The organism is Schlegelella aquatica, from assembly GCF_026013905.1.
In the GTDB taxonomy this organism is placed as follows: domain Bacteria; phylum Pseudomonadota; class Gammaproteobacteria; order Burkholderiales; family Burkholderiaceae_C; genus Caldimonas; species Caldimonas aquatica.
The window spans coordinates 532131-553987 of sequence record NZ_CP110257.1 but is presented as its reverse complement, the minus strand read 5'-3'; the positions used below and the strand labels follow the sequence as shown (position 1 = coordinate 553987).

Annotated in this window: 22 protein-coding genes and 1 tRNA gene; 14 read left to right on the top strand and 9 right to left on the bottom strand. The window is 70.2% G+C overall.

Going from position 1 to position 21857, the window contains the following annotated elements; translation table 11 throughout:
• Positions 1-2 precede the first annotated feature (2 nt).
• The 4 genes from cysW to OMP39_RS02485 form a co-directional block, all read right to left on the bottom strand.
• Positions 3-893 (bottom strand): sulfate ABC transporter permease subunit CysW, encoded by an 891-nt coding sequence (gene cysW, locus OMP39_RS02500; protein ID WP_264894627.1) that lies wholly within the window; start codon positions 891-893, stop codon positions 3-5.
• A gap of 33 nt (positions 894-926) precedes the next feature.
• Positions 927-1769 (bottom strand): sulfate ABC transporter permease subunit CysT, encoded by an 843-nt coding sequence (gene cysT, locus OMP39_RS02495; RefSeq protein ID WP_264893232.1) that lies wholly within the window; start codon positions 1767-1769, stop codon positions 927-929.
• A 131-nt stretch (positions 1770-1900) separates the two neighbouring features.
• On the bottom strand, positions 1901-2905 hold the full coding sequence (locus OMP39_RS02490; protein WP_264894626.1) for a sulfate ABC transporter substrate-binding protein: 1005 nt from the start codon (positions 2903-2905) through the stop codon (positions 1901-1903).
• A gap of 85 nt (positions 2906-2990) precedes the next feature.
• Positions 2991-3920, bottom strand: a complete 930-nt coding sequence (locus tag OMP39_RS02485; RefSeq protein ID WP_264893231.1) for a LysR substrate-binding domain-containing protein — start codon at positions 3918-3920, stop codon at positions 2991-2993.
• Between the two features lie 105 nt (positions 3921-4025).
• Between OMP39_RS02485 and OMP39_RS02480 the strand changes: the two genes are divergently transcribed.
• The 5 genes from OMP39_RS02480 (at position 4026) to OMP39_RS02460 (ending at position 8262) form a co-directional block, all read left to right on the top strand.
• Positions 4026-5015, top strand: a complete 990-nt coding sequence (locus tag OMP39_RS02480) for a tripartite tricarboxylate transporter substrate binding protein BugE (protein ID WP_395140728.1) — start codon at positions 4026-4028, stop codon at positions 5013-5015.
• Positions 5012-5944: an N-formylglutamate amidohydrolase gene (locus OMP39_RS02475; protein WP_264893230.1), complete on the top strand. Its 933-nt coding sequence runs from the start codon at positions 5012-5014 to the stop codon at positions 5942-5944. The genes OMP39_RS02480 and OMP39_RS02475 overlap by 4 nt, the downstream gene beginning before the upstream one ends.
• Before the next feature lie 52 nt (positions 5945-5996).
• Positions 5997-6073, top strand: a tRNA-Met gene (locus tag OMP39_RS02470).
• A gap of 274 nt (positions 6074-6347) precedes the next feature.
• Positions 6348-7292, top strand: a complete 945-nt coding sequence (locus OMP39_RS02465; protein ID WP_264893229.1) for a manganese catalase family protein — start codon at positions 6348-6350, stop codon at positions 7290-7292.
• 10 nt (positions 7293-7302) lie between these two features.
• Positions 7303-8262, top strand: a complete 960-nt coding sequence (locus tag OMP39_RS02460; RefSeq protein ID WP_264893228.1) for a ZIP family metal transporter — start codon at positions 7303-7305, stop codon at positions 8260-8262.
• 38 nt (positions 8263-8300) lie between these two features.
• On the opposite strand, the gene OMP39_RS02455 is transcribed toward OMP39_RS02460, so the two are convergent.
• Positions 8301-9137 (bottom strand): general secretion pathway protein GspB, encoded by an 837-nt coding sequence (locus OMP39_RS02455; RefSeq protein ID WP_264893227.1) that lies wholly within the window; start codon positions 9135-9137, stop codon positions 8301-8303.
• 3 nt (positions 9138-9140) lie between these two features.
• Positions 9141-10805, bottom strand: a complete 1665-nt coding sequence (locus OMP39_RS02450; RefSeq protein WP_264893226.1) for an ExeA family protein — start codon at positions 10803-10805, stop codon at positions 9141-9143.
• 139 nt (positions 10806-10944) lie between these two features.
• Between OMP39_RS02450 and OMP39_RS02445 the strand changes: the two genes are divergently transcribed.
• On the top strand, positions 10945-11331 hold the full coding sequence (locus OMP39_RS02445) for a hypothetical protein (protein WP_264893225.1): 387 nt from the start codon (positions 10945-10947) through the stop codon (positions 11329-11331).
• Between the two features lie 137 nt (positions 11332-11468).
• A complete protein-coding gene (miaB, locus tag OMP39_RS02440; RefSeq protein WP_264893224.1) occupies positions 11469-12842 on the top strand; it encodes a tRNA (N6-isopentenyl adenosine(37)-C2)-methylthiotransferase MiaB in 1374 nt (457 codons plus the stop codon).
• A 68-nt stretch (positions 12843-12910) separates the two neighbouring features.
• On the opposite strand, the gene OMP39_RS02435 is transcribed toward miaB, so the two are convergent.
• Complete coding sequence (locus OMP39_RS02435; protein ID WP_264893223.1) at positions 12911-13195, bottom strand: hypothetical protein; 285 nt, start codon at positions 13193-13195, stop codon at positions 12911-12913.
• Positions 13196-13361: 166 nt separating this feature from the next.
• On the opposite strand from OMP39_RS02435, the gene hemA reads away from it, so the two are divergent.
• The 6 genes from hemA (at position 13362) to OMP39_RS02405 (ending at position 18552) form a co-directional block, all read left to right on the top strand.
• Positions 13362-14642: a glutamyl-tRNA reductase gene (gene hemA, locus OMP39_RS02430; protein WP_264893222.1), complete on the top strand. Its 1281-nt coding sequence runs from the start codon at positions 13362-13364 to the stop codon at positions 14640-14642.
• An 86-nt stretch (positions 14643-14728) separates the two neighbouring features.
• Positions 14729-15826, top strand: coding sequence for a peptide chain release factor 1 (gene prfA, locus OMP39_RS02425; RefSeq protein WP_264893221.1), 1098 nt, complete (start codon positions 14729-14731; stop codon positions 15824-15826).
• A complete protein-coding gene (gene prmC / locus OMP39_RS02420; protein WP_264893220.1) occupies positions 15823-16665 on the top strand; it encodes a peptide chain release factor N(5)-glutamine methyltransferase in 843 nt (280 codons plus the stop codon). The genes prfA and prmC overlap by 4 nt, the downstream gene beginning before the upstream one ends.
• Positions 16666-16817: 152 nt before the next feature.
• The gene (locus tag OMP39_RS02415) at positions 16818-17474 is read left to right on the top strand and encodes a hypothetical protein (protein WP_264893219.1); all 657 of its coding nucleotides are present in this window, start codon (positions 16818-16820) and stop codon (positions 17472-17474) included.
• A gap of 183 nt (positions 17475-17657) precedes the next feature.
• Positions 17658-17978 (top strand): Grx4 family monothiol glutaredoxin, encoded by a 321-nt coding sequence (grxD, locus tag OMP39_RS02410; RefSeq protein WP_264893218.1) that lies wholly within the window; start codon positions 17658-17660, stop codon positions 17976-17978.
• A gap of 10 nt (positions 17979-17988) precedes the next feature.
• A complete protein-coding gene (locus OMP39_RS02405) occupies positions 17989-18552 on the top strand; it encodes a UbiX family flavin prenyltransferase (RefSeq protein WP_264893217.1) in 564 nt (187 codons plus the stop codon).
• Between the two features lie 37 nt (positions 18553-18589).
• On the opposite strand, the gene OMP39_RS02400 is transcribed toward OMP39_RS02405, so the two are convergent.
• Positions 18590-19243, bottom strand: coding sequence for a lytic transglycosylase domain-containing protein (locus OMP39_RS02400; RefSeq protein WP_425340654.1), 654 nt, complete (start codon positions 19241-19243; stop codon positions 18590-18592).
• Between the two features lie 29 nt (positions 19244-19272).
• On the bottom strand, positions 19273-21018 hold the full coding sequence (locus tag OMP39_RS02395) for a proline--tRNA ligase (protein WP_264893216.1): 1746 nt from the start codon (positions 21016-21018) through the stop codon (positions 19273-19275).
• A gap of 122 nt (positions 21019-21140) precedes the next feature.
• Here OMP39_RS02395 and OMP39_RS02390 point away from each other — a divergent pair, with 122 nt between their 5' ends.
• Positions 21141-21788 (top strand): RNA pyrophosphohydrolase, encoded by a 648-nt coding sequence (locus OMP39_RS02390; protein ID WP_264893215.1) that lies wholly within the window; start codon positions 21141-21143, stop codon positions 21786-21788.
• The last annotated feature ends 69 nt before the right edge of the window (positions 21789-21857 follow it).

The window sequence follows — 21857 nt, the reverse complement described above, 5'->3', positions numbered from 1 at the left end:
GATCACTTGGCGTTGGTGGCCAGGGACTTCTCCTCCTCGACACGGCGCTCGACGAGGAACTTCAGCACCAGCGTGACCAGCGCCAGCCCGGCCAGCAGCGAGGCGACGGCGAAGGAGGCGGCGAACTGGTACTCGTTGTAGAGGATCTCGATGTGCAGGGGCATGGTGTTGGTCTGGCCGCGGATGTGGCCCGAGACCACCGACACCGCACCGAACTCGCCCATCGCGCGCGCATTGCACAGGATCACGCCGTACAGCAGCGCCCATTTCACGTTGGGCAGAGTCACACGCCAGAAGATCTGCCACCCGGAGGCGCCCAGCACGCGCGCGGCCTCCTCCTGCTCCTGGCCCTGGGCCTGCATCAGCGGGATCAGCTCGCGGGCGATGAAGGGAAACGTCACGAACACGGTGGCGAGCACGATGCCGGGCACCGCGAAGATGACCTTGAGGTCGTGGTCGCGCAGCCACTCGCCCCACCAGCCCTGCAGACCGAAGACCAGCACGTAGATGAGGCCGGCGATCACCGGCGAGACGGAGAACGGCAGGTCGATCAGCGTCAGCAGCACGCTCTTGCCACGAAAGTCGAACTTGGCGATGGCCCAGGCCGCGGCCACACCGAACACCAGGTTGGCGGGCACGGCGATGGCCGCGGCGATCAGCGTGAGCCGGATCGCCGACAGCGCGTCCGGCTCGGTGATGGCGGCCACATACACCTGCCAGCCCTTCTTCAGCGCCTCGTGGAAGACGGTGGCCAGCGGCACGAAGAGAAAGAGCGACAAGAACGCGATGGCGACGGCGATCAGCGTGCAGCGCACCCAACGCGGCTCGGCCGTGGCGGCGGCGACGCGCAGCGCCGGTGCAGGCGCAGCGGCTGCAGGGGTGGGGCTCGGCATGGTGGCGGTGTTCATGAGCGGCGGCACCTCCGGTCAGCCGCCCTGGCGCTGGCGCGCCCAGGTTTGCAGCAGGTTGATGAGCAGCAGGAGCGAGAACGAGATGACCAGCATCACCACCGCGATGGCGGTCGCGCCGGTGTAGTCGTACTGTTCGAGCTTCGTGATGATGAGCAGCGGTGTGATCTCGGACACCATCGGCATGTTGCCGGCGATGAAGATCACCGAGCCGTACTCGCCCAGCGCCCGCGCGAACGCCAAGGCAAAGCCGGTGAGCAGCGCCGGGGTGAGGAGAGGAAAGATCACCCGCGTGAAGGTTTGCCACCGGCTGGCGCCGAGCGTGGCGGCGGCTTCCTCCAGCTCGGTGTGCAAGTCCTCGAGCACCGGTTGGAGCGTGCGCACGACGAAAGGCAGCCCGATGAAGGTGAGCGCGACGAACACACCCAGCGGCGTGAACGCGACGCGGATGTCCCACGGCGCGAGCCACCGGCCGACGACGCCGTGGGTCGAGTAGATCGCCGTGAGCGCGATGCCGGCCACCGCGGTGGGCAAGGCAAAAGGCAGATCGACGAGCGCATCGACGATGCGCCGGCCGGGGAAGTCGTAGCGCACCAGCACCCACGCGACGACCAGCCCGAACACCGCGTTGACCATCGCGGCGGCCAACGAGGCGCCGAAGGTGAGGCGGTACGACGCGAGCACGCGCGGCGACGTGACGGCCTCCCAGAACGCCGGCCAGGTCATGGTCGCCGTCTTGAGAAAGGCGGCCGACAGCGGGATCAGCACGATGAGGCCGAGATACAGCAACGCGAAGCCCAGGGCCAGGTCGAAGCCGGGCAGCACGGAGTGGCGCTTGAGCAGGGTGCGGGTGAAGATCATGGACGACGACGGCGACGGTGCGGAAGATGGTAGGCACGCGCGCCGCTGCGAGGAACGAAGCCTTGCGCGGCTGCTTATGCGAGAACCGGATATGCGCCGGGCCCTGGGTCGCCCGGCGCGCGCCGCCGCCTTCAGCGGCGCGTGTAGATGCGGTCGAACACCCCGCCGTCGGCGAAGTGCGTCTTCTGGGCCCGGGTCCAGCCGCCGAAGGCCTGGTCGATCGTGAACAGCTCCAGCTTGGGGAACTGGCCGGCGTACTTGGCCGCCACGCGTGGGTCGGTGGGGCGGTAGTAGTTGCGGCCGGCGATGTCCTGCCCTTCGGGCGAGTACAGATACTCGAGGTAGGCCTGCGCGACCTGCCGTGTGCCGCGCTTGTCGACGACCTTGTCGACCACGGCAACGGGCGGCTCGGCCACAATGCTGATGCTGGGCACCACGATGTCGAACTTGGCAGGCCCCAGCTCCTTCAACGCGAGCAAGGCCTCGTTCTCCCAGGCGATCAGCACGTCGCCGATGCCGCGCTCGACGAAGGTGGTCGTCGAGCCCCGCGCGCCGGAGTCGAGGACCGGGACATTGCCGAACAGCCGGGCGACGAACTCCTGCGCGCGCTGCTCGGAGCCGTACTTCTTCTGCGCATATCCCCAGGCGGCCAGGTAGTTCCAGCGCGCGCCGCCCGAGGTCTTCGGATTGGGCGTGATGACCTGCACGCTCGGCTTGACCAGGTCGTCCCAGTCCTTGATGCCCTTGGGGTTGCCCTTGCGAACGAGGAAGACGATGGTCGAGGTGTAGGGCGCGCTGTTGTGCGGGAGTCGCTTTTGCCAATCCGGCGCGAGCAGCTTGCCGCGCTGCGCGATCTCGTCGATGTCGTACGCGAGCGCGAGGGTCACGACGTCGGCTTCGAGCCCGTCGATCACCGAGCGGGCCTGTTTGCCCGAGCCGCCGTGGGAGCCTCGCACGACGACGGTGTCGCCGCTCTTGCCCTTCCAGTACTTGGCGAAGGCGGCGTTGTAGGCCTGATAGAACTCCCGCGTGGGGTCGTAGGAGACGTTCAACAAGGTGATGTCGCGGGCGCTGGCAGCGGCTCCAGCGACCGCGAGTGCAGTGAGCAGGCCCAAGCGCAGGAAACGGCCGATCATGGCGTACGACTCCTCAGCGATGCTGTCGATGCGGTGCATCGTAGGAGTCGACGCTCGGGCAAGGAACGAAGGGATGCTTCGATCCTTATGAGAATTTCGGCGCCGTGTCGGCCGCGACGGGGTGCGAGCCCCGGCGGCACTGCTCGAGCAGCCATTCGCGCCACGCCACGAGCGCCGGCCGTTCGCGCCCTTGCACGGCATAGCACAGGTGGTAGCCGCGTTCGATGCGCACCGGCTGGTCCAGCGCGAGGGCGATGCGGCCTTCGCGCAGGTCGTCCTCGATGAGGCAACGCTGAACGACTGCCAGACCGAGGCCTGCGATCACCGCCTCGACCAACATGGAGACCTGGTCGAACTGCGCGGCCGGCCGCAGGGTCACGTCATGCAACCCGCAGCCGCAGAACCAGTCGGCCCAGTTGCCCGGGTAGTGGCTGTGAAAGAGGAGCGGCCGGCCGAGCAGGTCGCGGGGCTCGCGAGGCGCATCGGCGCCCAGCAGATCCTGCGGTCGGCAGATCGGCACCAACTCGCGCCCGAGGAGGTAGTCGGCTGCGATGCCGGCCGGCCAGCGCTCGCCCCCGCTGCGTATCCAGGCGTCGGCCTCGGCGGGGTCGAACGGAGCCTCACGACGATAAGGCACGAACTCGAGCGCGACCGCGGGATGACGGGCGCGAAAATCGGGCAGGCGCGGAATCAGCCACTTGCTGAAGAGAGACGGCGTGACGCTCACGCGCAGCGCCCAGCGTCCCGGCAGACCGAACACCTCGGCAGCGGACTCGAGCTGCGCCAGCGCGGGCGCGATGACCTCGAAGTAGGCGCGCCCGGCGGGGGTGAGCACGCTGCCGCGGCCCTGCCGCTGCACAAGGGGCTGCCCCAGATGGGCCTCCAGGCGAGCCACCGCGCGGCTCACCGCGCCCTGCGTCACGCACAGCGCCTGCGCGGCACGGCCGAAGCTGCCACTGCGGGCGACGGCCGCGAAGGCGTGCAGTTCGGGCAAGGACGGGGAGCGGATGCGCACGACGGAGGCATGACCTGCGGTAATGGGACGAGGCGATTTTGTCGCTTTTTGAGGCCGGTGCGGCTCGCCAGAATCGGTTTCATCGCCGATCAGGAGACATACATCATGCTTACGCGCCGTCGCGCCATGCAGGTCCTCGGGTGGGGCCTTGCCTCTGGCCTTTCGCTCGGGCTCGCCACGCCCGTGTCCGCTCAGGGCTACCCGGAGCGAACCGTCAAGCTGGTCGTGCCCTTCGCCGCCGGAGGCTCCACCGACCTCGTCGCGCGCCTGCTGGCCGACAAGATGGGCCCTATTCTCGGGCAGACCGTGATCGTGGAGAACCGCGGTGGGGGCGGAGGCACCTTGGGGGCCGATGCGGTGGCCAAGGCCAAGCCGGACGGCTACACCATCGGCATGGCGACGATGAGCACGCACGGCTCCAACCCGGCCGTCTACACCCGCCTGCCTTACGACCCGATCAAGGACTTCGCGCCGATCACCAACGTGGTGTCGGTGCCCAGCGTGTTCGTGGTGCACCCGAGCGTTCCCGCGCAGACGATGAAGGAGTTCATCGCGCTCGCCAAGGCCGCGCCGGGCAAGTACACCTTCGCCTCGCCCGGCAACGGCTCCCTGGGCCACGCCAACATCGAGCAGTTCATGGACCTCGCCGGCATCCAGCTGCTCCACGTGCCGTACAAGGGCGCCGGGCAGGCGGCCACCGATGCGTTGGCCGGCGTCGTGCACGCCATGACCGACAACCTGCCGTCCACGCTGCCCAACATCAAGGCGGGCAAGCTGCGCGCGCTGGCGGTGCTCGCGCCGCAGCGCTCGCCGGTGTTGCCCGACGTGCCGACCTACCGCGAGCTCGGCTTCGAGGAGATGTCCGAAGGCGGTTGGTTCGGTCTCGTCGCGCCGGCCGGCACGCCGCCGGCCGTCATCAAGCGGCTGCACGAGGCGGCGCACAAGGCCATGGCGACTCCCGAGTTCAAGGAGAAGCTCGCGGCGATGTCCGGCATCCCGATGGCCAACTCGCCCGAGCAGTTCGCGGCGCAGATCCGCGTGGCGATCGAGAAGTACCGCCGCATCGCCAAAGCGGCCAACATTCGCATCGAATGAGCGCCGGCCTCCCTTCGCAGGCGCCCGGCGCGGCCCAGCCAGTCAACACCGGGGCGCCGTCGCCAGGCGGGGCGTGCGACGCGCCCGGTGCCGTGACGGTGAGCCCGCCTGCCGGCGCGGCGCTGCCCATCGTGTGCGACTCGCCGCACAGCGGCACCCACTACCCGGAGGACTTCGCCCCTGCCGTGCCGCTTGCGCTCCTGCGTCGCGGAGAGGACACGCACGTCGAGGCGTTGTGGGCCGATGCGCCGCGCCACGGGGCCACGCTGATCGCGGCGCACTTCCCCCGCACCTACATCGACCCCAACCGCTCGCTCGACGACCTGGACCCGGAATTGCTGGACGGCCCCTGGCCCAGCCCCATCGCGCCGGGCCCCAAGTCGAAGTTGGGGTTCGGGCTCGTGTGGCGGCAGCTCGACGCGCGCACGCCGATCTACGCACGCAAGCTGAGCCCGGAGGAAGTCCGCGGCCGCATCGAGCGCTGCTGGAAGCCCTATCACCGCGCTCTTGCCGAGGCGGTGGACCAGGCGGTGCGCGACTTCGGCTGCCTGTGGCACCTCAACCTGCACTCGATGCCCGACGATGCCTACGCGCGGCTGGGACTGGCGAGCAGCGCGCCGCTGGCGGATTTCGTCCTCGGCGACCGCGACGGCACCACCTGCGATCCGGCTTTCGTGGCCCTGGTCGCCGACACGCTGCGCGACCTTGGCTACCGGGTGGCCGTGAACGACCCGTACAAGGGCGTGGAGCTGATCGGGCGCATCGGCCGACCCGAGCTGCGACGGCACAGCCTGCAGATCGAGATCCGCCGCCCGCTCTACATGGACGAGAGCACGCGCGAGCGCCACGCCGGCTTCGAGCGCGTGCGACGCGACCTCGACACGCTCTTGGACCACATCGCGGCCCATGTGCGCGAGCAGCTGCGCTGAAGCCGCGCCTCTTGCCAAGCGGGCGAGCGAACCGGCTATAATGGCGGTCTTTGGCGCTTTAGCTCAGTCGGTTAGAGCGACGGAATCATAATCCGCAGGTCCGGGGTTCGAGTCCCTGAAGCGCCACCAAGATCCCCCGCCCCGCAGGTCGTGTGCCTGGCGGGGCGTTTTGCTTGGCCCCTCGCGCGGCCCCCTCTGTGGCTCCTGCCCTCCTTCCTCGGCGCGTCTTCGCATCCTGTCGGTTCTCGGCTGGCACCCGGGTCTCGACGCTCTGCGCGGGCCCCGCTTGCCTATCGGCGCCATCGTGAAATTCAATCGCCCGGCCGGGCCATGGGATCGGCGTTTGCCGCGCCGGGGAGCGTCGCGCCTGGAGCGCGCGCAGCCCACGAAAGGAGCCGATCCCATGTTTGCCCACAACAAGCGATTGCAGTACACCGTTCGCGTGAGCGAGCCCAACCCGGGCCTGGCCAACTTGCTGCTCGAGCAGTTCGGCGGGCCGCAGGGCGAGTTGGCCGCAGCCTGCCGCTACTTCACCCAGGCCCTCGCCGAGGACGACCCGGGCCGCAAGGACATGCTGATGGACATCGCGACCGAGGAGCTGAGCCACCTCGAGGTCATCGGCACGCTGGTGGCGATGCTGAACAAAGGCGCCAAGGGCCGTCTGGCGGAGGCGGTCGACGGCGAAGCCGAGATGTACCGGCGCATCACGGGGGCGGGCAACGATTCGCACGTCACGCAGGTGCTCTATGGCGGGGGACCCGCCCTCACCAATTCCGGCGGCCAGCTCTGGACGGCCGGCTACATCGACACCATCGGCGATCCCTCGGCCGACTTGCGCTCCAACATCGCGGCGGAGGCTCGCGCGAAGATCATCTACGAACGCCTCATCAGTTGCACCGACGACCCCGGCGTCAAGGAGGCGCTCGGCTTCCTGATGACCCGCGAAGTGGCGCACCAGCAGTCGTTCGAGAAAGCGCTGTATGCCATGCAGCCCAACTTCCCGCCCGGCAAGCTGCCTGGCGATCCGCGCTTTGCCAACGTGTACTTCAACATGTCGCAAGGCGAAGGCGACCTGCGCGGCCCGTGGAACAGCGACACCCACTTCGAGTACGTGTCCGACCGCGACCAGCAGATGGCCGTCGACGGCGGCACCGGGATGCCGGAGGTGACGCTACCCGAGGACGAGGCGCAGGTGCTGCGGCAGATGGCCGAACGCACCCAGTCCGACCTGGACAGCGACCCCACCACCGGCGCCGAGCTCGGCATGGGCAACGGACCGGTGGCGGGCGGCGCGCCCCCTGCCAAGCCCGGCCGACGCAGCAGCCGCACTTCCAGCCGTTCGCACTGAGGAGGACGGCATGCGGTCCCCCGATCGCTCTCCCCTCGGTGGCGCGACGGTCAAGCGAGCGCCGTCTTCGCCCGGCGCCGCATCGCCGCTCGCCGGGATCGCGGCCGGGGGCCGCCGGCTGGCGCTGCTCACGGCGACGGCGCTGCTGCTCGGCTTGGTCGCGTGGGCGGGCTGGGGACTGCACGCCGCTTCGTGGCCGCAGCCCGTGGGCGACGCGCTGCTCGGCGGGCTTGCGGCCGCGCTGGCCACGGCCCTGGGCACACTGCCCGTGCTGTTGGCTCAGCCCCCGGCCGAGCGCAGTCGCGATGCCATGCTCGGCTTCGGCGCCGGCGTGATGCTGGCCGCCACGGCGTTCTCCCTCGTGTTGCCTGCGCTGGAGGCCGCGACCGCGCGCGGCGCGGGGCCCTGGGGCGCGAGCCTGATCGTCGCGGCCGGCATCGTGCTCGGAGCGGCGCTCGTGCTGTCGTTGGACCGGTGGCTGCCGCACGAGCACTTCGTCAAGGGGCGCGAGGGCCGGCAGGCCCACATGCTGCGCCGCACGTGGCTGTTCGTGTTCGCCGTGGCATTGCACAACGTGCCCGAGGGGCTGGCGATCGGGGTCGCCTTCGCCGGGCCCTCGGCCGCCTCGGCCAGCGCGCTGGCCACGGGCATCGCCGTCCAGGACGTGCCGGAAGGACTGGTGGTGGCGCTGGCCCTGCGCAGCGCCGGCTACGGGCGCGCGGCTGCCGCCGGCCTGGGAGCGGCCTCGGGCCTCGTCGAGCCCGTCGGCGCCGTGCTGGGCGCCGCCGTCGTGTCCGCCTCGGCGGTGCTGCTGCCTTGGGGGCTGGCCTTTGCAGCGGGTGCCATGCTGTTCGTGATCAGCCACGAGATCATCCCCGAGTCCCACCGCCAGGGCCACGAGGCCTGGGCCACCGGTGGCCTCGTGCTGGGCTTCATCGTGATGATGGTGCTGGACACCGCGCTCGGCTGATGCCTGCGCGGCGGTCACCGATCGCCCCCCGCGGTCCCTCAGTAGCCGATCGCGAAGGCCTGACCCCGGAAGCGGAACACCGCCTGTCGCGGCTGGATCTGCTCAAGCGTGAGCTCGGGGGCGAGCCGGTCGCCTTCCTGGTAGGGGCGACCGTTGACGATCACGACCCGATCGGCGCGCTGGGGCGAGTAGACCGACCCGCCGATGGCCAGCGACGGGAGGTGCTGCTTCAGCTCGGGCGGCAACTCCTGCAGCAAGGGCACCCGTTGAGGCGCGGGTGAAGCGGGCGCGGCCGATGCCGCTGCGGGCGCCGCGGCGAGGGTATCGCCCCGCGACCTCGTTCCAGTCCCGTCTGCGGAGACGGCTGGCCCCGCTGTCGGGCGCCCCCTGCGCTCCGGCGCCGGCTCCCCCCGGCCCGCTTTGGCGGGCGCAGGCGATCGATCGTCCGCACGCCCCCCTTGCGCCGCGGGGGCAGCCCGCGGAATCGAGGCAGCGCCTTGCTGCGAAGGCGTCGTTGCCGCCGTGGCCGGCTCATCGCGCGGGGGCGGCGCCGGGGCCGCCCTGCGGGTTTCGGCAAGGGGCGGCGCGGCGGCGGGGGCGACGCCGGCCACCGCCTGAGGCGGCGAGCGCTCGGGCGAGGCCGACAGCTCGGCGGGCTGGACGGCGGCGCGCCGGTTCGCCCACCACACCGCCCCGCCCAGCGGCAGCGCCAGACCGAGCGCCACGCCCAGTGCGATCCACGCCCGCCCGGGGCGACGGCGCGGGACGAGCTGCTCGTCGGTGGGGCCTGCAAACGTCTGCGAGTGCAGGCTCGGCACCGCACCGCGCTCCCGCTCGGCGTCGGCGCGACGCAAGGCATCGAGGATGTAGGACATCGTTCAGTGCTCCAGGCGCGGTTCGTCCACGCCGCTGGCGCGGTTGAGTCGCATCAGCGTCACCGGCCCGGCCCGCCCGTCGGGCTCGAGGCCCTGGGCGACCTGGAAGGCCTGGATGCGCGATTTCAGCGGCGCATCGGCACCGCTCGCCGGACCGGCGTGCGACAGCCGCTCGGCCAGCCAGCGGGCCAGCGCGCCCTCGGTCATGTCGCTGGCCTTGCCTTCGTATCCCGGCGGGCTGCGCCACAAGGTCGCGAACTCGCCCAGCCACCACGACGCCAGGGCCGCGGCGGGGAGCAAGAGCTCGCCCTGCGCGGTGCGCAATCGCAGCTTCTCGCCTTCGAGCCCGGCCAGAAGGACGTAGCCGATGCCATGCTGGGGGTCGCGCAGCGTCAGCACACCGGGCCGGTCCAAGAGGCGGATCGAGGTCAGGCTGGTGCGGGTGCTGCGAAAGCATTGCAGTTGCGCCTCCTGCCAGGCCTCGCAGGGCGCTCCCGCGACAGCGGGTGCATGCCAGGACGCGCCGAGCGCGCGCCAAGCCTGTTGTTCGTCGCGCCAAACCCCGGCCCACAGCGCCTGCGCTTCGTCCGGGCCCGCGCCCTCGGATGCCACTGCGGAGGAAGGCGCTGCCGCCGCAGGCACGGCCGAGGCCGCGCCGGCGCCGGCGGCGGGCACCGGGGCCTCGGCACGGGACGACGCTTCCACCGGCGGCGTCGTGCGGGCCCTCCAGCCCTGCTGCACGCCGTACGCGATGCCGCCAAAGGCCGCGCTGCCCAAGAGCAGCAACGCCGACCAGCGCCATCGCGAGTCCCGCCATGCGTCCACCCAACCCCGGTGCGCCCGCCCGGCCTCCTCGAACACCTCGGCGGCGGCACGATCGACGATCTGGCGGTCGATGCGTCGGCGACCCGTCGCGTAGGCACCCAGCATCGCGCGGTCGCACAACAGGTTGATGCGCCGCGGCACGCCGCGCGACCAGTGATGAACGCGCCGCAAGGCCTCGGGCTCGAAGGGCATCTCGTCGGGCATGCCGGCCACGGCCAAGCGGTGGCGCACGTAGCGCAGGGTGTCTTGCTCGGTGAGCGCTTCCAGATGGAACCGCGCGATCACCCGCTGCGCGAGCTGCTCGAGTTCGGGGCGGGCGAGCATGCTGCGCAGCTCGGGCTGTCCGATCAGCACGATCTGCAGCAGCTTGCGTTCGTTCGTCTCGAGGTTGGTCAGCAGGCGCAGCTGCTCCAGCACGTCGGGCGCGAGGTTCTGCGCCTCGTCGATGATCAGCACGTTGTTCTGCCCCACCGCGTGCGTACGCAGCAGGAACTCGTTCAACGCGTCGACGTGGTCCTTGACGCTGGCCTGGCCCGACACCGGCTGCGCGACGGTGATGTGGAACTCCTCGCACACCGAGCGCAGCAGCTCCGTCACCGTGAGCTTGGGGTTGAAGATGTACGCGACGTTGCAGCGCTTGGGGATCTGCTCGAGAAAGCAGCGGCACACCGTCGTCTTGCCGGCCCCGATCTCGCCGGTGAGCAGCACGAAGCCGCCGCCACTCTTGACGCCATAGAGCAGGTGCGCCAACGCCTCGCGGTGGCGCTCGCTCATGTAGAGGTAGCGTGGGTCGGGCGCGATCGAAAAGGGCTCGTGCTTGAGGCCGAAGAACCGGGCGTACATGCGGCAGCGCAGTGCTGTTGTGCCGAGGCGGGCAGACAGTCTATCGCCGCCGTCCGGGACGGGCGCCGCCACGGCCCGTAAAATGTGGTTCGGCCCGTCGCCTCGCGCGGCGGCTTCCAACAGCCCCTGGATCTACACCATGCCCCGCTGTTCGTTGCCGGCCTGGGTGCTCGCGCTTGCGCTGCCCGTGGCCGTTCATGCCCAGACCGTCGTGCAACGTGCCTTCCCCCAAGACGCGCTGCGCGGCGAGATCGTCGTCACGGCCCCTCCCGAGATCACCCTCAATGGCGAACCGGCCCGCCTCGCCCCCGGTGCACGCCTGCGCGGGCAGGACAACCTGCTCGTGATGTCGGGCGCCGTCGTCGGCGAGAAGCTGCCCGTGCTCTACACGCTCGACACCTACGGCCTCGTCAAGGACGTGTGGATCTTGCGCGCCGACGAGCAGAAGAAGCTCTGGCCCAAGACGCGCCAGGAGGCTGCCGCGTGGGCGTTCGACCCCGCCGCCCAGGCGTGGGTCAAGCGCTGAAGGCCGCGCTGCACACCCCCGCCCGCAATCGGCCTCGCACACCAGGGCCGCCTGCACCGCTTCAGCCCGCCTCGCACGCGGCGGCGCCTGTGCTTGAAGTTTGAAGAGCCTCGCCCCTGAGGGCGAAAGGACCCGCGATGAACGAGCAGACCCCGCAAGGCGGCAAGAAGGTCTACATCAAGACCTTCGGCTGCCAGATGAACGAATACGACTCCGACAAGATGGCCGACGTGCTGCGTGCGGCCCAGGGCTACACGCCCACCGACAACCCCGAGGAGGCCGACCTCATCCTCTTCAACACCTGCTCGGTGCGCGAGAAGGCGCAAGAGAAGGTCTTCAGCGACCTGGGCCGCCTCAAGCACCTCAAGAAGAAGGGCGTGAAGATCGGCGTGGGCGGGTGCGTCGCCAGCCAGGAAGGCGCCGCGATCATCGAGCGCGCGCCCTACGTGGACGTCGTCTTCGGCCCCCAGACGCTGCACCGCCTGCCCGACATGCTGGCCCGGCGTGACGCGATCGGACGCCCGCAGGTGGACATCAGCTTCCCCGAGATCGAGAAGTTCGATCACCTGCCGCCCGCGCGCGTGGAAGGCGCCTCGGCCTTCGTCTCGATCATGGAGGGCTGCTCCAAGTACTGCTCGTACTGCGTCGTGCCCTACACCCGCGGCGAGGAGGTCTCGCGCCCCTTCGAGGACGTGCTCGTCGAGGTGGCCGGCCTCGCGCAGCAGGGCGTCAAGGAAGTGACGCTGCTGGGTCAGAACGTCAACGCCTACCGAGGCAAGATGGGCGAGAGCGGCGAGATCGCCGACTTCGCGCTGCTGATCGAGTACGTCGCCGAGATCCCCGGCATCGAGCGCATCCGCTACACGACCAGCCACCCCAACGAGTTCACGCAGCGCCTCATCGACGTCTATGCCCGCGTGCCGCAGCTCGTGAGCCACCTGCACCTGCCCGTGCAGCACGGCAGCGACCGCATCCTCGCCGCGATGAAGCGCGGCTACACGGCGCTCGAGTACAAGAGCATCGTGCGCAAACTGCGGGCCGTGCGCCCCGGCATCAGCCTGTCGTCGGACTTCATCGTCGGCTTTCCCGGCGAGACGGAGGAGGACTTCGCCAAGCTGATGAAGCTGGTGGAAGACGTCGGATTCGACGCGTCCTTCAGCTTCGTCTTCAGCCCGCGCCCCGGCACGCCGGCCGCAGCCCTGGAGGACACCACCCCCAAGGACGTCAAGCTCGCACGTCTGCAGCGTCTGCAAGCCGCCCTGGAGGACCACGTGCGGCGCATCAGCGAAAGCCGCGTCGGCACGGTGCAACGCATCCTCGTCGAGGGCCCCTCGAAGAAGGACGCGAACGAGTTGATGGGGCGCACCGAGTGCAACCGCATCGTCAATTTCCCGGGCGGGCCGCACGCGCAGCGCCTCGTGGGCCAGATGATCGACGTGCGCATCACGCAAGCCTTGCCGCACTCGTTGCGCGGCGAGGTCGTGATCCGCGAGGACGAGACGAGTCGCTGACGGCCTCGTTCAGCGCCGCCTGCGTGGGGCCACGCCAGCGCCGGTGGCCCGGGATCGCCGCGTGCGCCTCAGCGGCCGCGCCGCAGTCCCCAGCCGGCGCCCCATTGCGCCAAGGCCACGGCGGCCAGCATCGCAGCGTAGGTGGCCATCTTGCCGTCGCGGCCCAGCCACCAGAGCCCGGCCAGCAGGGCGAGCGCCGCGGCTGCGCTGCTCCATGCGGCCAGGCGGGCCCACGGCACGCCCGCCAGCGACCGACGCCACAGCAGCTTGACGGCCAAGCTGCTGACGGTCCCGACGAAGACCGCCGGCGCGAAGAAGTTGGCGAGGTGCCAGAAGGCGTCCAGAGGGCCCATCGATGGTCGTTGCGTGGTGGTCAGCGTGAGTGCGTTGCGAGCGCGAAGGCCACGAGGCCCGTTCGCATGGGAGGCCTGCCGCAGCCGGGCGGCCCGGCTTGACGCACATCAAGCCGATAGGTCCCCACTAAGTACTTGAAACACCTCGAAATTTTATAATCGCGCCATGAGCGTCTTCGCCCTCGGCCTGAACCATCACACCGCCCCTGTCGATCTGCGGGGCCGGTTCGCGTTCACGCCGGAGCAGTTGGGGCCCACGCTGAAGGCGCTGCGCGAGCGGTTCAGCCTCAAGCCCGAGGCGGCCCTGCTGTCCACCTGCAACCGCACCGAGCTCTACTGCGCCGCACCGACCGAGCTGGTGCGCCCGGCGACCGATTGGCTGGCCGGCCTGCGCGGCGTGCCGGGCGATGAACTGAGCCGCCACCTCTACGTGCTCGAAGGCCCTCAGGCCGCGCGCCATGCGTTCCGCGTGGCCAGCGGTCTGGATTCGATGGTGCTCGGCGAGCCGCAGATCCTCGGCCAGATGAAGCAGGCCGTGCGCGAGGCCGACGCTGCCGGCACGCTGGGCACGACCTTGCACCAGCTCTTCCAGCGTTCGTTCGCGGTGGCCAAGGAGGTGCGCACCTCCACCGAGATCGGCGCGCATTCGATCAGCATGGCGGCCGCGGCCGTCCGGCTGGCCGGCCAGCTCTTCGAGGACCTGCGCGAGATCAAGGTGCTGTTCGTCGGCGCGGGCGAGATGATCGAGCTGGCGGCCACCCACTTCGCTGCCAAGACGCCGAAGGCGATGGCGGTGGCCAACCGCACGCTCGAACGGGGCGAGAAGCTCGCGACCCGCTTCGGCGCGGAAGCCATGCGCCTGGCCAATCTGCCCGTGCGCCTGGCCGAGTTCGACGTCGTCGTCTCGTGCACGGCCAGCTCGCTGCCCCTCATCGGGCTCGGCGCGGTCGAGCGCGCCCTCAAGCAGCGCAAGCACCGCCCGATGTTCATGGTGGACCTCGCCGTGCCGCGCGACATCGAGCCCGAGGTGGCGACGCTGGACGACATCTACCTGTACACGGTGGACGACCTCTCGGCGGCGGTGCAGGTCGCCGGCGAGAAGCGCCAGGCTGCGGTCGCGCAGGCCGAGGCCATCATCGAAACCGGCGTGCAGAGCTTCCAGCACTGGCTGGACCAGCGCGCCGCGGTGCCCCTCATCCAGGCCCTGCACCGTCAGGCCGACGACTGGCGCGCCGTGGAGTTGGCCCGCGCCCGCAAGGCGCTGGCCCGCGGCGAGGACGTCGAGGCCGTGCTGGAGGCCCTCTCGCGCGGCCTCACCCAGAAGATGCTGCACGGCGCGCTGGCCGAGTTGCACAGCGCGCCCGACGCCACCCACCGTCAGCAGATCGCCGAATCGATCTCGCGCCTGTTCCTGCGCAGCGCGTCGCGTCCCACCGGGCGCGGGTAGCGGCGTTTGCCGCCCCCTCTTTGCGGCCGCCCGCCGGCCCCCGGCTCTGCGCCCTCCTCACCCACTTTCCTGGCTTGCGCCGCACGATGAAAGACGCCCTGCGCCGACAACTGGACCGCTACCTCGAACGCCTGCAGGACCTCGACCGGCTGCTGGCCGCCCCGGACATCGCCAGCGACCTCGACCGCTTCCGCGGCCTGACCCGCGAGCATGCCGAGGTGGCCGCGGTGGCCCAGCGCTACGAGCGCTTCCTGCAACGCGAGTGCGACCTCGCCGCCGCCCGCGAGCTGCTGGCCGACCCCGAGATGGCGGCCATGGCGCAGGAAGAGATCGCCGCCGCCGAAGCCGATCTCGCGCGTCTGGAGGACGAACTTCAGCGCGCCGTGCTGCCCAAGGACCCGGACGACCGGCGCAATGCCTTCCTCGAAATCCGCGCCGGCACGGGCGGCGACGAGTCGGCCCTTTTCGCCGGCGACCTGCTGCGCATGTACCTGCGCTACGCCGAACGGCAGGGCTGGAGCAGCGAGGTGATGTCCGCCAGCGAGTCGGACCTGGGCGGCTACAAGGAGGTGGTCGTGCGCATCGCCGGCGACGAGGTGTATGGGCGGCTCAAGTACGAGTCGGGCGGCCATCGGGTACAACGCGTGCCGGCCACCGAATCGCAAGGGCGCATCCACACCAGCGCCTGCACCGTGGCCGTGATGCCCGAGCCCGACGAGGCCGAAGAGATCAGCATCAACCCCGCCGAGCTGCGCATCGACACCTTCCGGGCGAGCGGTGCGGGCGGGCAGCACGTCAACAAGACCGAATCGGCCATCCGCATCACCCACCTGCCCACCGGCCTCGTGGCCGAATGCCAAGACGACCGTTCGCAGCACCGCAACCGCGCCAAGGCGATGGCCGTGCTCGCAGCTCGTCTCAAGGAGAAGGAGCGGCAGGAACGCCAGGCCAAGGAGGCCGCCACCCGCAAGAGCCTCATCGGCAGTGGCGACCGCTCCGACCGCATCCGCACCTACAACTTCCCGCAAGGCCGGCTCACCGACCACCGCATCAACCTCACGCTCTACAAGCTCGGCCAGATCATGGACGGCGAGCTCGACGAGGTGGTGAGCGCCCTGCGCACCGCACGGGAGGCCGAGCTGATCGCCGAGCAGCTCGCCGGCCTGGAACAGGGGGGCCGATGAACCGCACGCTCGCCGCGGCCTGGCAACAGGCGGTGCAGCAGTCGGGGCTGGAACGGCTCGATGCACAGCTGCTCCTGCTGCACGCCCTCGGCCGCGACACCGGCGGTGGCGGGCGTGCGTGGCTGCTGGCGCACGACGCCGACCCGCTGCCCGCCGATGCAGCCCGGCGCTACGACACCCTGGTGCAGCGCCGCGCGCGGGGCGAGCCGCTCGCCTACCTCGTCGGCTGGCGCGAGTTCTACGGCCTGCGGCTGGAAGTGAACCCCGACGTGCTCGTCCCGCGCCCCGACACCGAGACGCTGGTCGAGTGGGCGCTCGACTGCCTGCCTCGCCCCCCGGCCGCGCCGCAGGTGCTAGACCTCGGCACCGGCAGCGGCGCGATCGCGCTGGCACTCGCCCATGCGGCACCGCATGCCCACGTGACCGGCACCGACTGCAGCGGCAAAGCGCTCGCCGTGGCGCGTCGCAACGCCGAGCGCCTGGGCCTCGCGGTCCGCTGGCGCGAGGGCCGATGGTTCGAGGCCGTCGCCCGCGACGAGGTCTACGACCTCATCGTCAGCAACCCGCCCTACATCGCCGAGGGCGACCCGCATCTGCCCGCCCTCGCCCACGAGCCGCGCTCGGCCCTCGCCGCGGGGCCGCACGGCCTGAACGACCTGGCGACCATCGTCGCCGACGCGCGAGCCCACTTGCGGGCCGGCGCCTGGCTGCTGCTGGAACACGGGCATGACCAGGCCGAGGCCGTGCAACGGCTGCTGCGGGAGCACGACTATGCCGACGTCGCCACCCGCAGCGATCTCGCCGGCCGGCCTCGCTGCACCGGGGGCCGGCGTCCGTAACACTCGGTCACGACGAGAACCGCGAACGGCGCCGCTCGCCGCATGAACGGGGGGTGCGCCCCTTGGCGGACGAAGGCGCCCCTTCTACGATGGGACGTCCCAGGTCTCGGGATTTGCGCGGGCGGGCCCCGCAGCCACGAGGGGAGCGGACGATGAACACGAAGCGTGTCAGGGCGATGGGTCAATGCGCGGCGCTGGCGTGGGCGGCTGCGTTGAGCGGCTTGGCGTCCCACGCACACGCCGACGGCGAACTTGCGTTGCGCGTGGACGGGCCGCGTGTGCGTTTGAGCTACAGCCTGCCCCTGCAGCCCGGCACGCAACTCGGCGTCGAGCGCGTGCGGGTCCGCCTCGGTGGGCTGAGCCTCTACGACAGCCAGCCCCCAGGCGTGCAACGGCCCGCGTTGAGCGAGTGGTCCGTCACCGGCAACTACCGCTTCGGCCCGGCGCTCGGCTGGCGTGCCACCGGCGGTGTGCTGCGCGGCGAATCGCTGGAACGCTCGACCATCGCGCCCGGCGCCCCCCGGAACCAGGAGGCCGCCTCGGTGTCGCTCCTCGACAGCCGCAGCGTCGCCGTTCCCTACTTGGGGCTCGGCTACTCCAGCCGGCCGCAGGGCGGGGCGTGGGCGTGGCATGCGGACCTCGGCGTGGTGATGCTCAAGCCCCGCTCCGCGATCCGTCTGGGGGCCAACGGCACCTCGGCCCTCAGCTACGACACCGCCGCCCGAGAAGGCGACCTGCGGTTGCCGGCCGGGCTCGGCGACTGGCGCGTCTCGCCGGTGATGCAGTTGGGTGTCTCGTACTCGTTCTGAGCGACGGCGCCGGGTGGCAGCACCTTCTGACCGTGCGCAAAGGGCATCGGCCGGCCGAGCCCACGTCGGTGGGCGTTGCCGCTTACACTTGATATCGTCCCGAGGGCCCCGCCGCGCCACCGTCTTTCAGGGCGGGCTTGGCGCAGGGCCTCCTCCTGTGCACCCCCTTACCTTGCGACGACCATGAGCGACGTTCACCAGCGTATCGACGACCTCGTGAAGAACCACCGCGTGGTGCTCTTCATGAAGGGCACGGCGCAGTTCCCGATGTGCGGCTTCTCCGGCCGCGCGGTCCAGATCCTCAAAGCCTGCGGCGTGACCGATCTCAAGACGGTCAACGTCCTGGAGGACGAGGAGATCCGCCAGGGTGTGAAGGAGTACGCCAACTGGCCGACCATCCCTCAGCTCTACGTCAACGGCGAATTCGTCGGCGGCTCCGACATCATGATGGAGATGTACGAGTCCGGCGAGCTGCAGCAATTGCTCGGCACCGCACAGGCCTGACGCCGCGGCGATGACGGCACCTCGCATCGTCGTCGGCATCACCGGGGCCACCGGTGCCGTCTATGGCGTGCGGCTGCTGCAGCGCCTGCGCTCGATGGGCGCCGAGACGCACCTCGTCGTCACGCCGGCCGGCGTGCTCAACGCGCACCATGAGCTCGGCCTGGACCGGCGCGAACTCGAGGCGCGGGCCGACGTGGCCCATGCGCCCGGCGACGTCGGTGCGGCCATCGCCAGCGGCAGCTTCGAGACGGCCGGGATGGTGGTCGCGCCCTGTTCGATGAAGACGCTGGCGGCGATCGCGCACGGCCTGAGCGACAACCTGCTCACCCGCGCCGCGGACGTCACGCTCAAGGAGCGCCGGCGTCTGGTGCTGATGGTGCGCGAGACACCCTTCAACCTCGCTCACCTGCGCAACATGACGGCCGTCACCGAGATGGGCGGCATCATCTTTCCGCCGCTGCCCGCGTTCTACCACCGGCCGACCACCCTCGACGAGCTGATCGACGACACCGTCGAACGCGTGGCCTCGCTGGTCGCGCCCGGCGCCCGGCCGAAGCCCTGGCAGGGGCTGTGAGGCAGGCTCTGCGGCGCGTGCGAGCCGCAGCGCGGCGTCACACCCGCGCGTCGGCGAACTCCCACTGCCGGCGCGCCGCGAACACCGCATTCGGGTACTCGGGCTTGCCCCGGCTGCCGTTGTAGCGACCGAGCGCAAGGAACAGGTCGCCGCGTTCCATGTCGAGGTAATGCCGCAGGATCACGCAGCCGAAGCGCAGGTTCGTCTGCATGTGGAACAGCTTGCCCGCGTCGCCGTCGCCGATGAGCCGGCTCCAGAAGGGCATGACCTGCATGTACCCCCGGGCGCCGACCGGGCTGATGGCGTACTTGCGAAAGCCGCTTTCGACCTGGATGAGCCCGAGCACGAGCGCCGTGTCCAGCCCCGCGCGCTTGCTCTCGTACCAGACGGTCTCGAGGAAGTCCACGCGCGTCTGGGGCTCGGGCTTGCGGCGGCGCAGCCGCTCGCTCATCGCCCCCAGCCACCGAAGGTAATGCAGCCGCTCCTCGATGTGGCGAAACTGCGGCTTGGGCGGCGCATTGTTCGCGATCGCCGCCGAGAGCGCCGTGCGCACCGAGTCGGCCAGCGGCTCCTCGATCTGCCCCCCGGCCCGGGCGGCAGGCGCTGCCGCCCATCCGATGACCCCGACCAGCCAGGCGCGCCGCCCGACGAAACCGAGTGGGCGCGCGGCAGCCCCCCCGGCGGTCGTCACCCGCCCGGTGTCCTGCCCGTGTGCTCCGTTCAGACCGACAACTTCCCCTGCAGCCACGCCACCACCTCGCCCGCGGCCACGGCGGTGGCCTGCGCATCGCGACGGCCCTGATATTCCACCTTTCCGTCCTTCAGGCCGCGGTCGGAAATCACGACCCGATGCGGAATGCCGATCAGCTCCCAGTCCGCGAACATCGCGCCGGGGCGTTCTCCGCGATCGTCGAGCATCACGTCCACACCCAGCGCCTGCAGCTCGCCGTGCAGCCGGTCGGCCGCGGCGCGCACCTCTTCAGAGCGGTCGTAGCCGATCGGGCAGATCACGACCGTGAAGGGAGCCATGGCGTCGGGCCAGATGATCCCGCGCTCGTCGTGGTTCTGCTCGATCGCCGCGCCGAGGATGCGGGTGACCCCGATGCCGTAGCAGCCCATCTCCATCAGCCGGGGCTTGCCGGTCTCGTCGAGATAGGTGGCGTTCATCGCCTTGGAGTACTTGGTGCCGAGGTAGAACACATGCCCGACCTCGATGCCGCGCTGGATCGCCAGCCGTCCCTTGCCGTCGGGCGAAGGGTCGCCTTCCACGACGTTGCGGATATCGGCGACGAGGTCGGGTTCGGGCAGGTCGCGGCCCCAGTTGACGCCGGTGTAGTGGAAGTCGGCCTCATTGGCGCCACAGACGAAGTCGCTCATGTTCGCCACCGTGCGGTCGGCCACCACCTTGACGGGCTTTCTCGTGCCGATCGGGCCCAGGTAGCCCGGCTTGCAGCCGAAGTGCTCGACGATCTCCGCCTCGGTGGCGAAGCGAAAGCCGTTCTTCAGCCCGTCGAGCTTGCCGGCCTTGATTTCGTTGAGGTCGTGGTCGCCGCGCACCAGCAGCAGCCACACCTGCGTGCCCACCACCTCGCCGGCGTCGTTCTTCTCGTCGGTGGCCATCACGAGGGACTTGACCGTGCGCGCCAGCGGCAGCCCCAGCAACTCGGCCACCTCGGCGCACGTGCTCTTGCCGGGTGTGGGCGTCTTCTCCAGTGCCTGGGAGGCAGCGGCCCGCTCGGCGATGAGCGCCACGGCTTCGGCCAACTCGATGTTGGCGGCATAGTCCGACTCGGGGCAGTACACGATCGCGTCCTCGCCAGTGTCGGCGATCACCTGGAACTCGTGCGAAAGGTCACCACCGATCGCACCGGTGTCCGCCGCCACCGCGCGGTACGTGAGCCCGAGCCGGTCGAAGATGCGGCAGTACGCCGCGTACATCGCCTCGTAGCTCTTCTTCGCGCCCTCGACGTCACGGTCGAAGGAGTAGGCGTCCTTCATCGTGAACTCGCGCCCGCGCATCACGCCGAAGCGCGGCCGGCGCTCGTCGCGGAACTTCGTCTGGATGTGGTAGAAGTTCTTGGGCAGCTGCCGGTAGCTGCGCAGTTCCTGGCGCGCGATGTCGGTGATGACCTCCTCCGAGGTCGGCTGGATCACGAAGTCGCGCTCGTGGCGGTCCTTCACGCGCAGCAGCTCCGGGCCCATCTTGTCCCAACGACCCGTCTCCTGCCACAACTCGGCCGGCTGCACCACCGGCATCAACAGCTCGATCGCGCCGGCGCGGTCCATCTCCTCGCGGATGATGCGCTCGACCTTGCGGATCACCCGCAGCCCCATCGGCATGTAGTTGTAGATGCCCGCGCCGAGCCGCTTGATCAGGCCCGCGCGCATCATCAGCTTGTGGCTCACGATCTCCGCATCGGCGGGGGCTTCTTTCAGGGTCGAGATGAAGAACTGGGACGCTTTCATGTGCGCTGGGGCCTGCCCCCTGCAAAAGCGGAAACAGGCAACGAATGGCAGGGCTTCGGAGGGGTTGAAACCGCACCGGCCGGTGCAATAATGGTTTCAGTCAAAGATTTTGAGGTTCGATTATGCTCGACCGGGAAGGCTTCCGGCCCAACGTCGGCATCATCTTGCTGAACCACAAGAACCAGGTCTTCTGGGGCAAACGCATCCGGACGCACTCCTGGCAGTTCCCTCAAGGCGGCATCAAGCACGGCGAAACGCCCGAACAAGCGATGTACCGGGAGCTGCACGAGGAAATCGGGCTGCGGCCGGAGCACGTGCGCATCATCGCCCGCACCCGCGACTGGCTGCGCTACGAGGTGCCCGAGCACTACATCCGGCGTGAGGCCCGCGGCCACTACCGCGGCCAGAAACAGATCTGGTTCCTGCTGCAGCTGGTGGGCCGCGACAGCGACATGAACCTGCGGGCCACCGATCACCCCGAGTTCGACGCCTGGCGGTGGAACGACTACTGGGTGCCGCTGGACGTCGTGATCGAGTTCAAGCGCGACGTCTACCAGATGGCGCTCACCGAACTCGCGCGCTACCTGCCCCGCATCAATCCGCACAACCGCTACCTGCGCTCGGGCATGCGTCCCCACCATCGCGAGGACCATCCCCGCGAGGAAGCCCGCACCCCGCGGGGCGCCGTCACCCACGCTGGGAGCCCTGCACAGCCCGAAGCGGCACTCGACGCCGCCACGCCGCGCGCCCCGCAGGTCGAAGAGCCCTGAGGTGCGAGGCGCTGGCGCGATGTGAGCCTGCACCGCAACCTGGTGCTCTTTGAGCGGCCCTGTCAGCAC

Coding starts and splice junctions, on each gene's coding strand:
- cysW (WP_264894627.1), bottom strand. CDS start 893: ATGCCGAGCCCCACCCCTGCAGCCGCTGCGCCTGCACCGGCGCTGCGC.
- cysT (WP_264893232.1), bottom strand. CDS start 1,769: ATGATCTTCACCCGCACCCTGCTCAAGCGCCACTCCGTGCTGCCCGGC.
- OMP39_RS02490 (WP_264894626.1), bottom strand. CDS start 2,905: ATGATCGGCCGTTTCCTGCGCTTGGGCCTGCTCACTGCACTCGCGGTC.
- OMP39_RS02480 (WP_395140728.1), top strand. CDS start 4,026: ATGCTTACGCGCCGTCGCGCCATGCAGGTCCTCGGGTGGGGCCTTGCC.
- OMP39_RS02475 (WP_264893230.1), top strand. CDS start 5,012: ATGAGCGCCGGCCTCCCTTCGCAGGCGCCCGGCGCGGCCCAGCCAGTC.
- OMP39_RS02465 (WP_264893229.1), top strand. CDS start 6,348: ATGTTTGCCCACAACAAGCGATTGCAGTACACCGTTCGCGTGAGCGAG.
- OMP39_RS02460 (WP_264893228.1), top strand. CDS start 7,303: ATGCGGTCCCCCGATCGCTCTCCCCTCGGTGGCGCGACGGTCAAGCGA.
- OMP39_RS02455 (WP_264893227.1), bottom strand. CDS start 9,137: ATGTCCTACATCCTCGATGCCTTGCGTCGCGCCGACGCCGAGCGGGAG.
- OMP39_RS02450 (WP_264893226.1), bottom strand. CDS start 10,805: ATGTACGCCCGGTTCTTCGGCCTCAAGCACGAGCCCTTTTCGATCGCG.
- OMP39_RS02445 (WP_264893225.1), top strand. CDS start 10,945: ATGCCCCGCTGTTCGTTGCCGGCCTGGGTGCTCGCGCTTGCGCTGCCC.
- miaB (WP_264893224.1), top strand. CDS start 11,469: ATGAACGAGCAGACCCCGCAAGGCGGCAAGAAGGTCTACATCAAGACC.
- OMP39_RS02435 (WP_264893223.1), bottom strand. CDS start 13,195: ATGGGCCCTCTGGACGCCTTCTGGCACCTCGCCAACTTCTTCGCGCCG.
- hemA (WP_264893222.1), top strand. CDS start 13,362: ATGAGCGTCTTCGCCCTCGGCCTGAACCATCACACCGCCCCTGTCGAT.
- prfA (WP_264893221.1), top strand. CDS start 14,729: ATGAAAGACGCCCTGCGCCGACAACTGGACCGCTACCTCGAACGCCTG.
- prmC (WP_264893220.1), top strand. CDS start 15,823: ATGAACCGCACGCTCGCCGCGGCCTGGCAACAGGCGGTGCAGCAGTCG.
- OMP39_RS02415 (WP_264893219.1), top strand. CDS start 16,818: ATGAACACGAAGCGTGTCAGGGCGATGGGTCAATGCGCGGCGCTGGCG.
- grxD (WP_264893218.1), top strand. CDS start 17,658: ATGAGCGACGTTCACCAGCGTATCGACGACCTCGTGAAGAACCACCGC.
- OMP39_RS02405 (WP_264893217.1), top strand. CDS start 17,989: ATGACGGCACCTCGCATCGTCGTCGGCATCACCGGGGCCACCGGTGCC.
- OMP39_RS02395 (WP_264893216.1), bottom strand. CDS start 21,018: ATGAAAGCGTCCCAGTTCTTCATCTCGACCCTGAAAGAAGCCCCCGCC.
- OMP39_RS02390 (WP_264893215.1), top strand. CDS start 21,141: ATGCTCGACCGGGAAGGCTTCCGGCCCAACGTCGGCATCATCTTGCTG.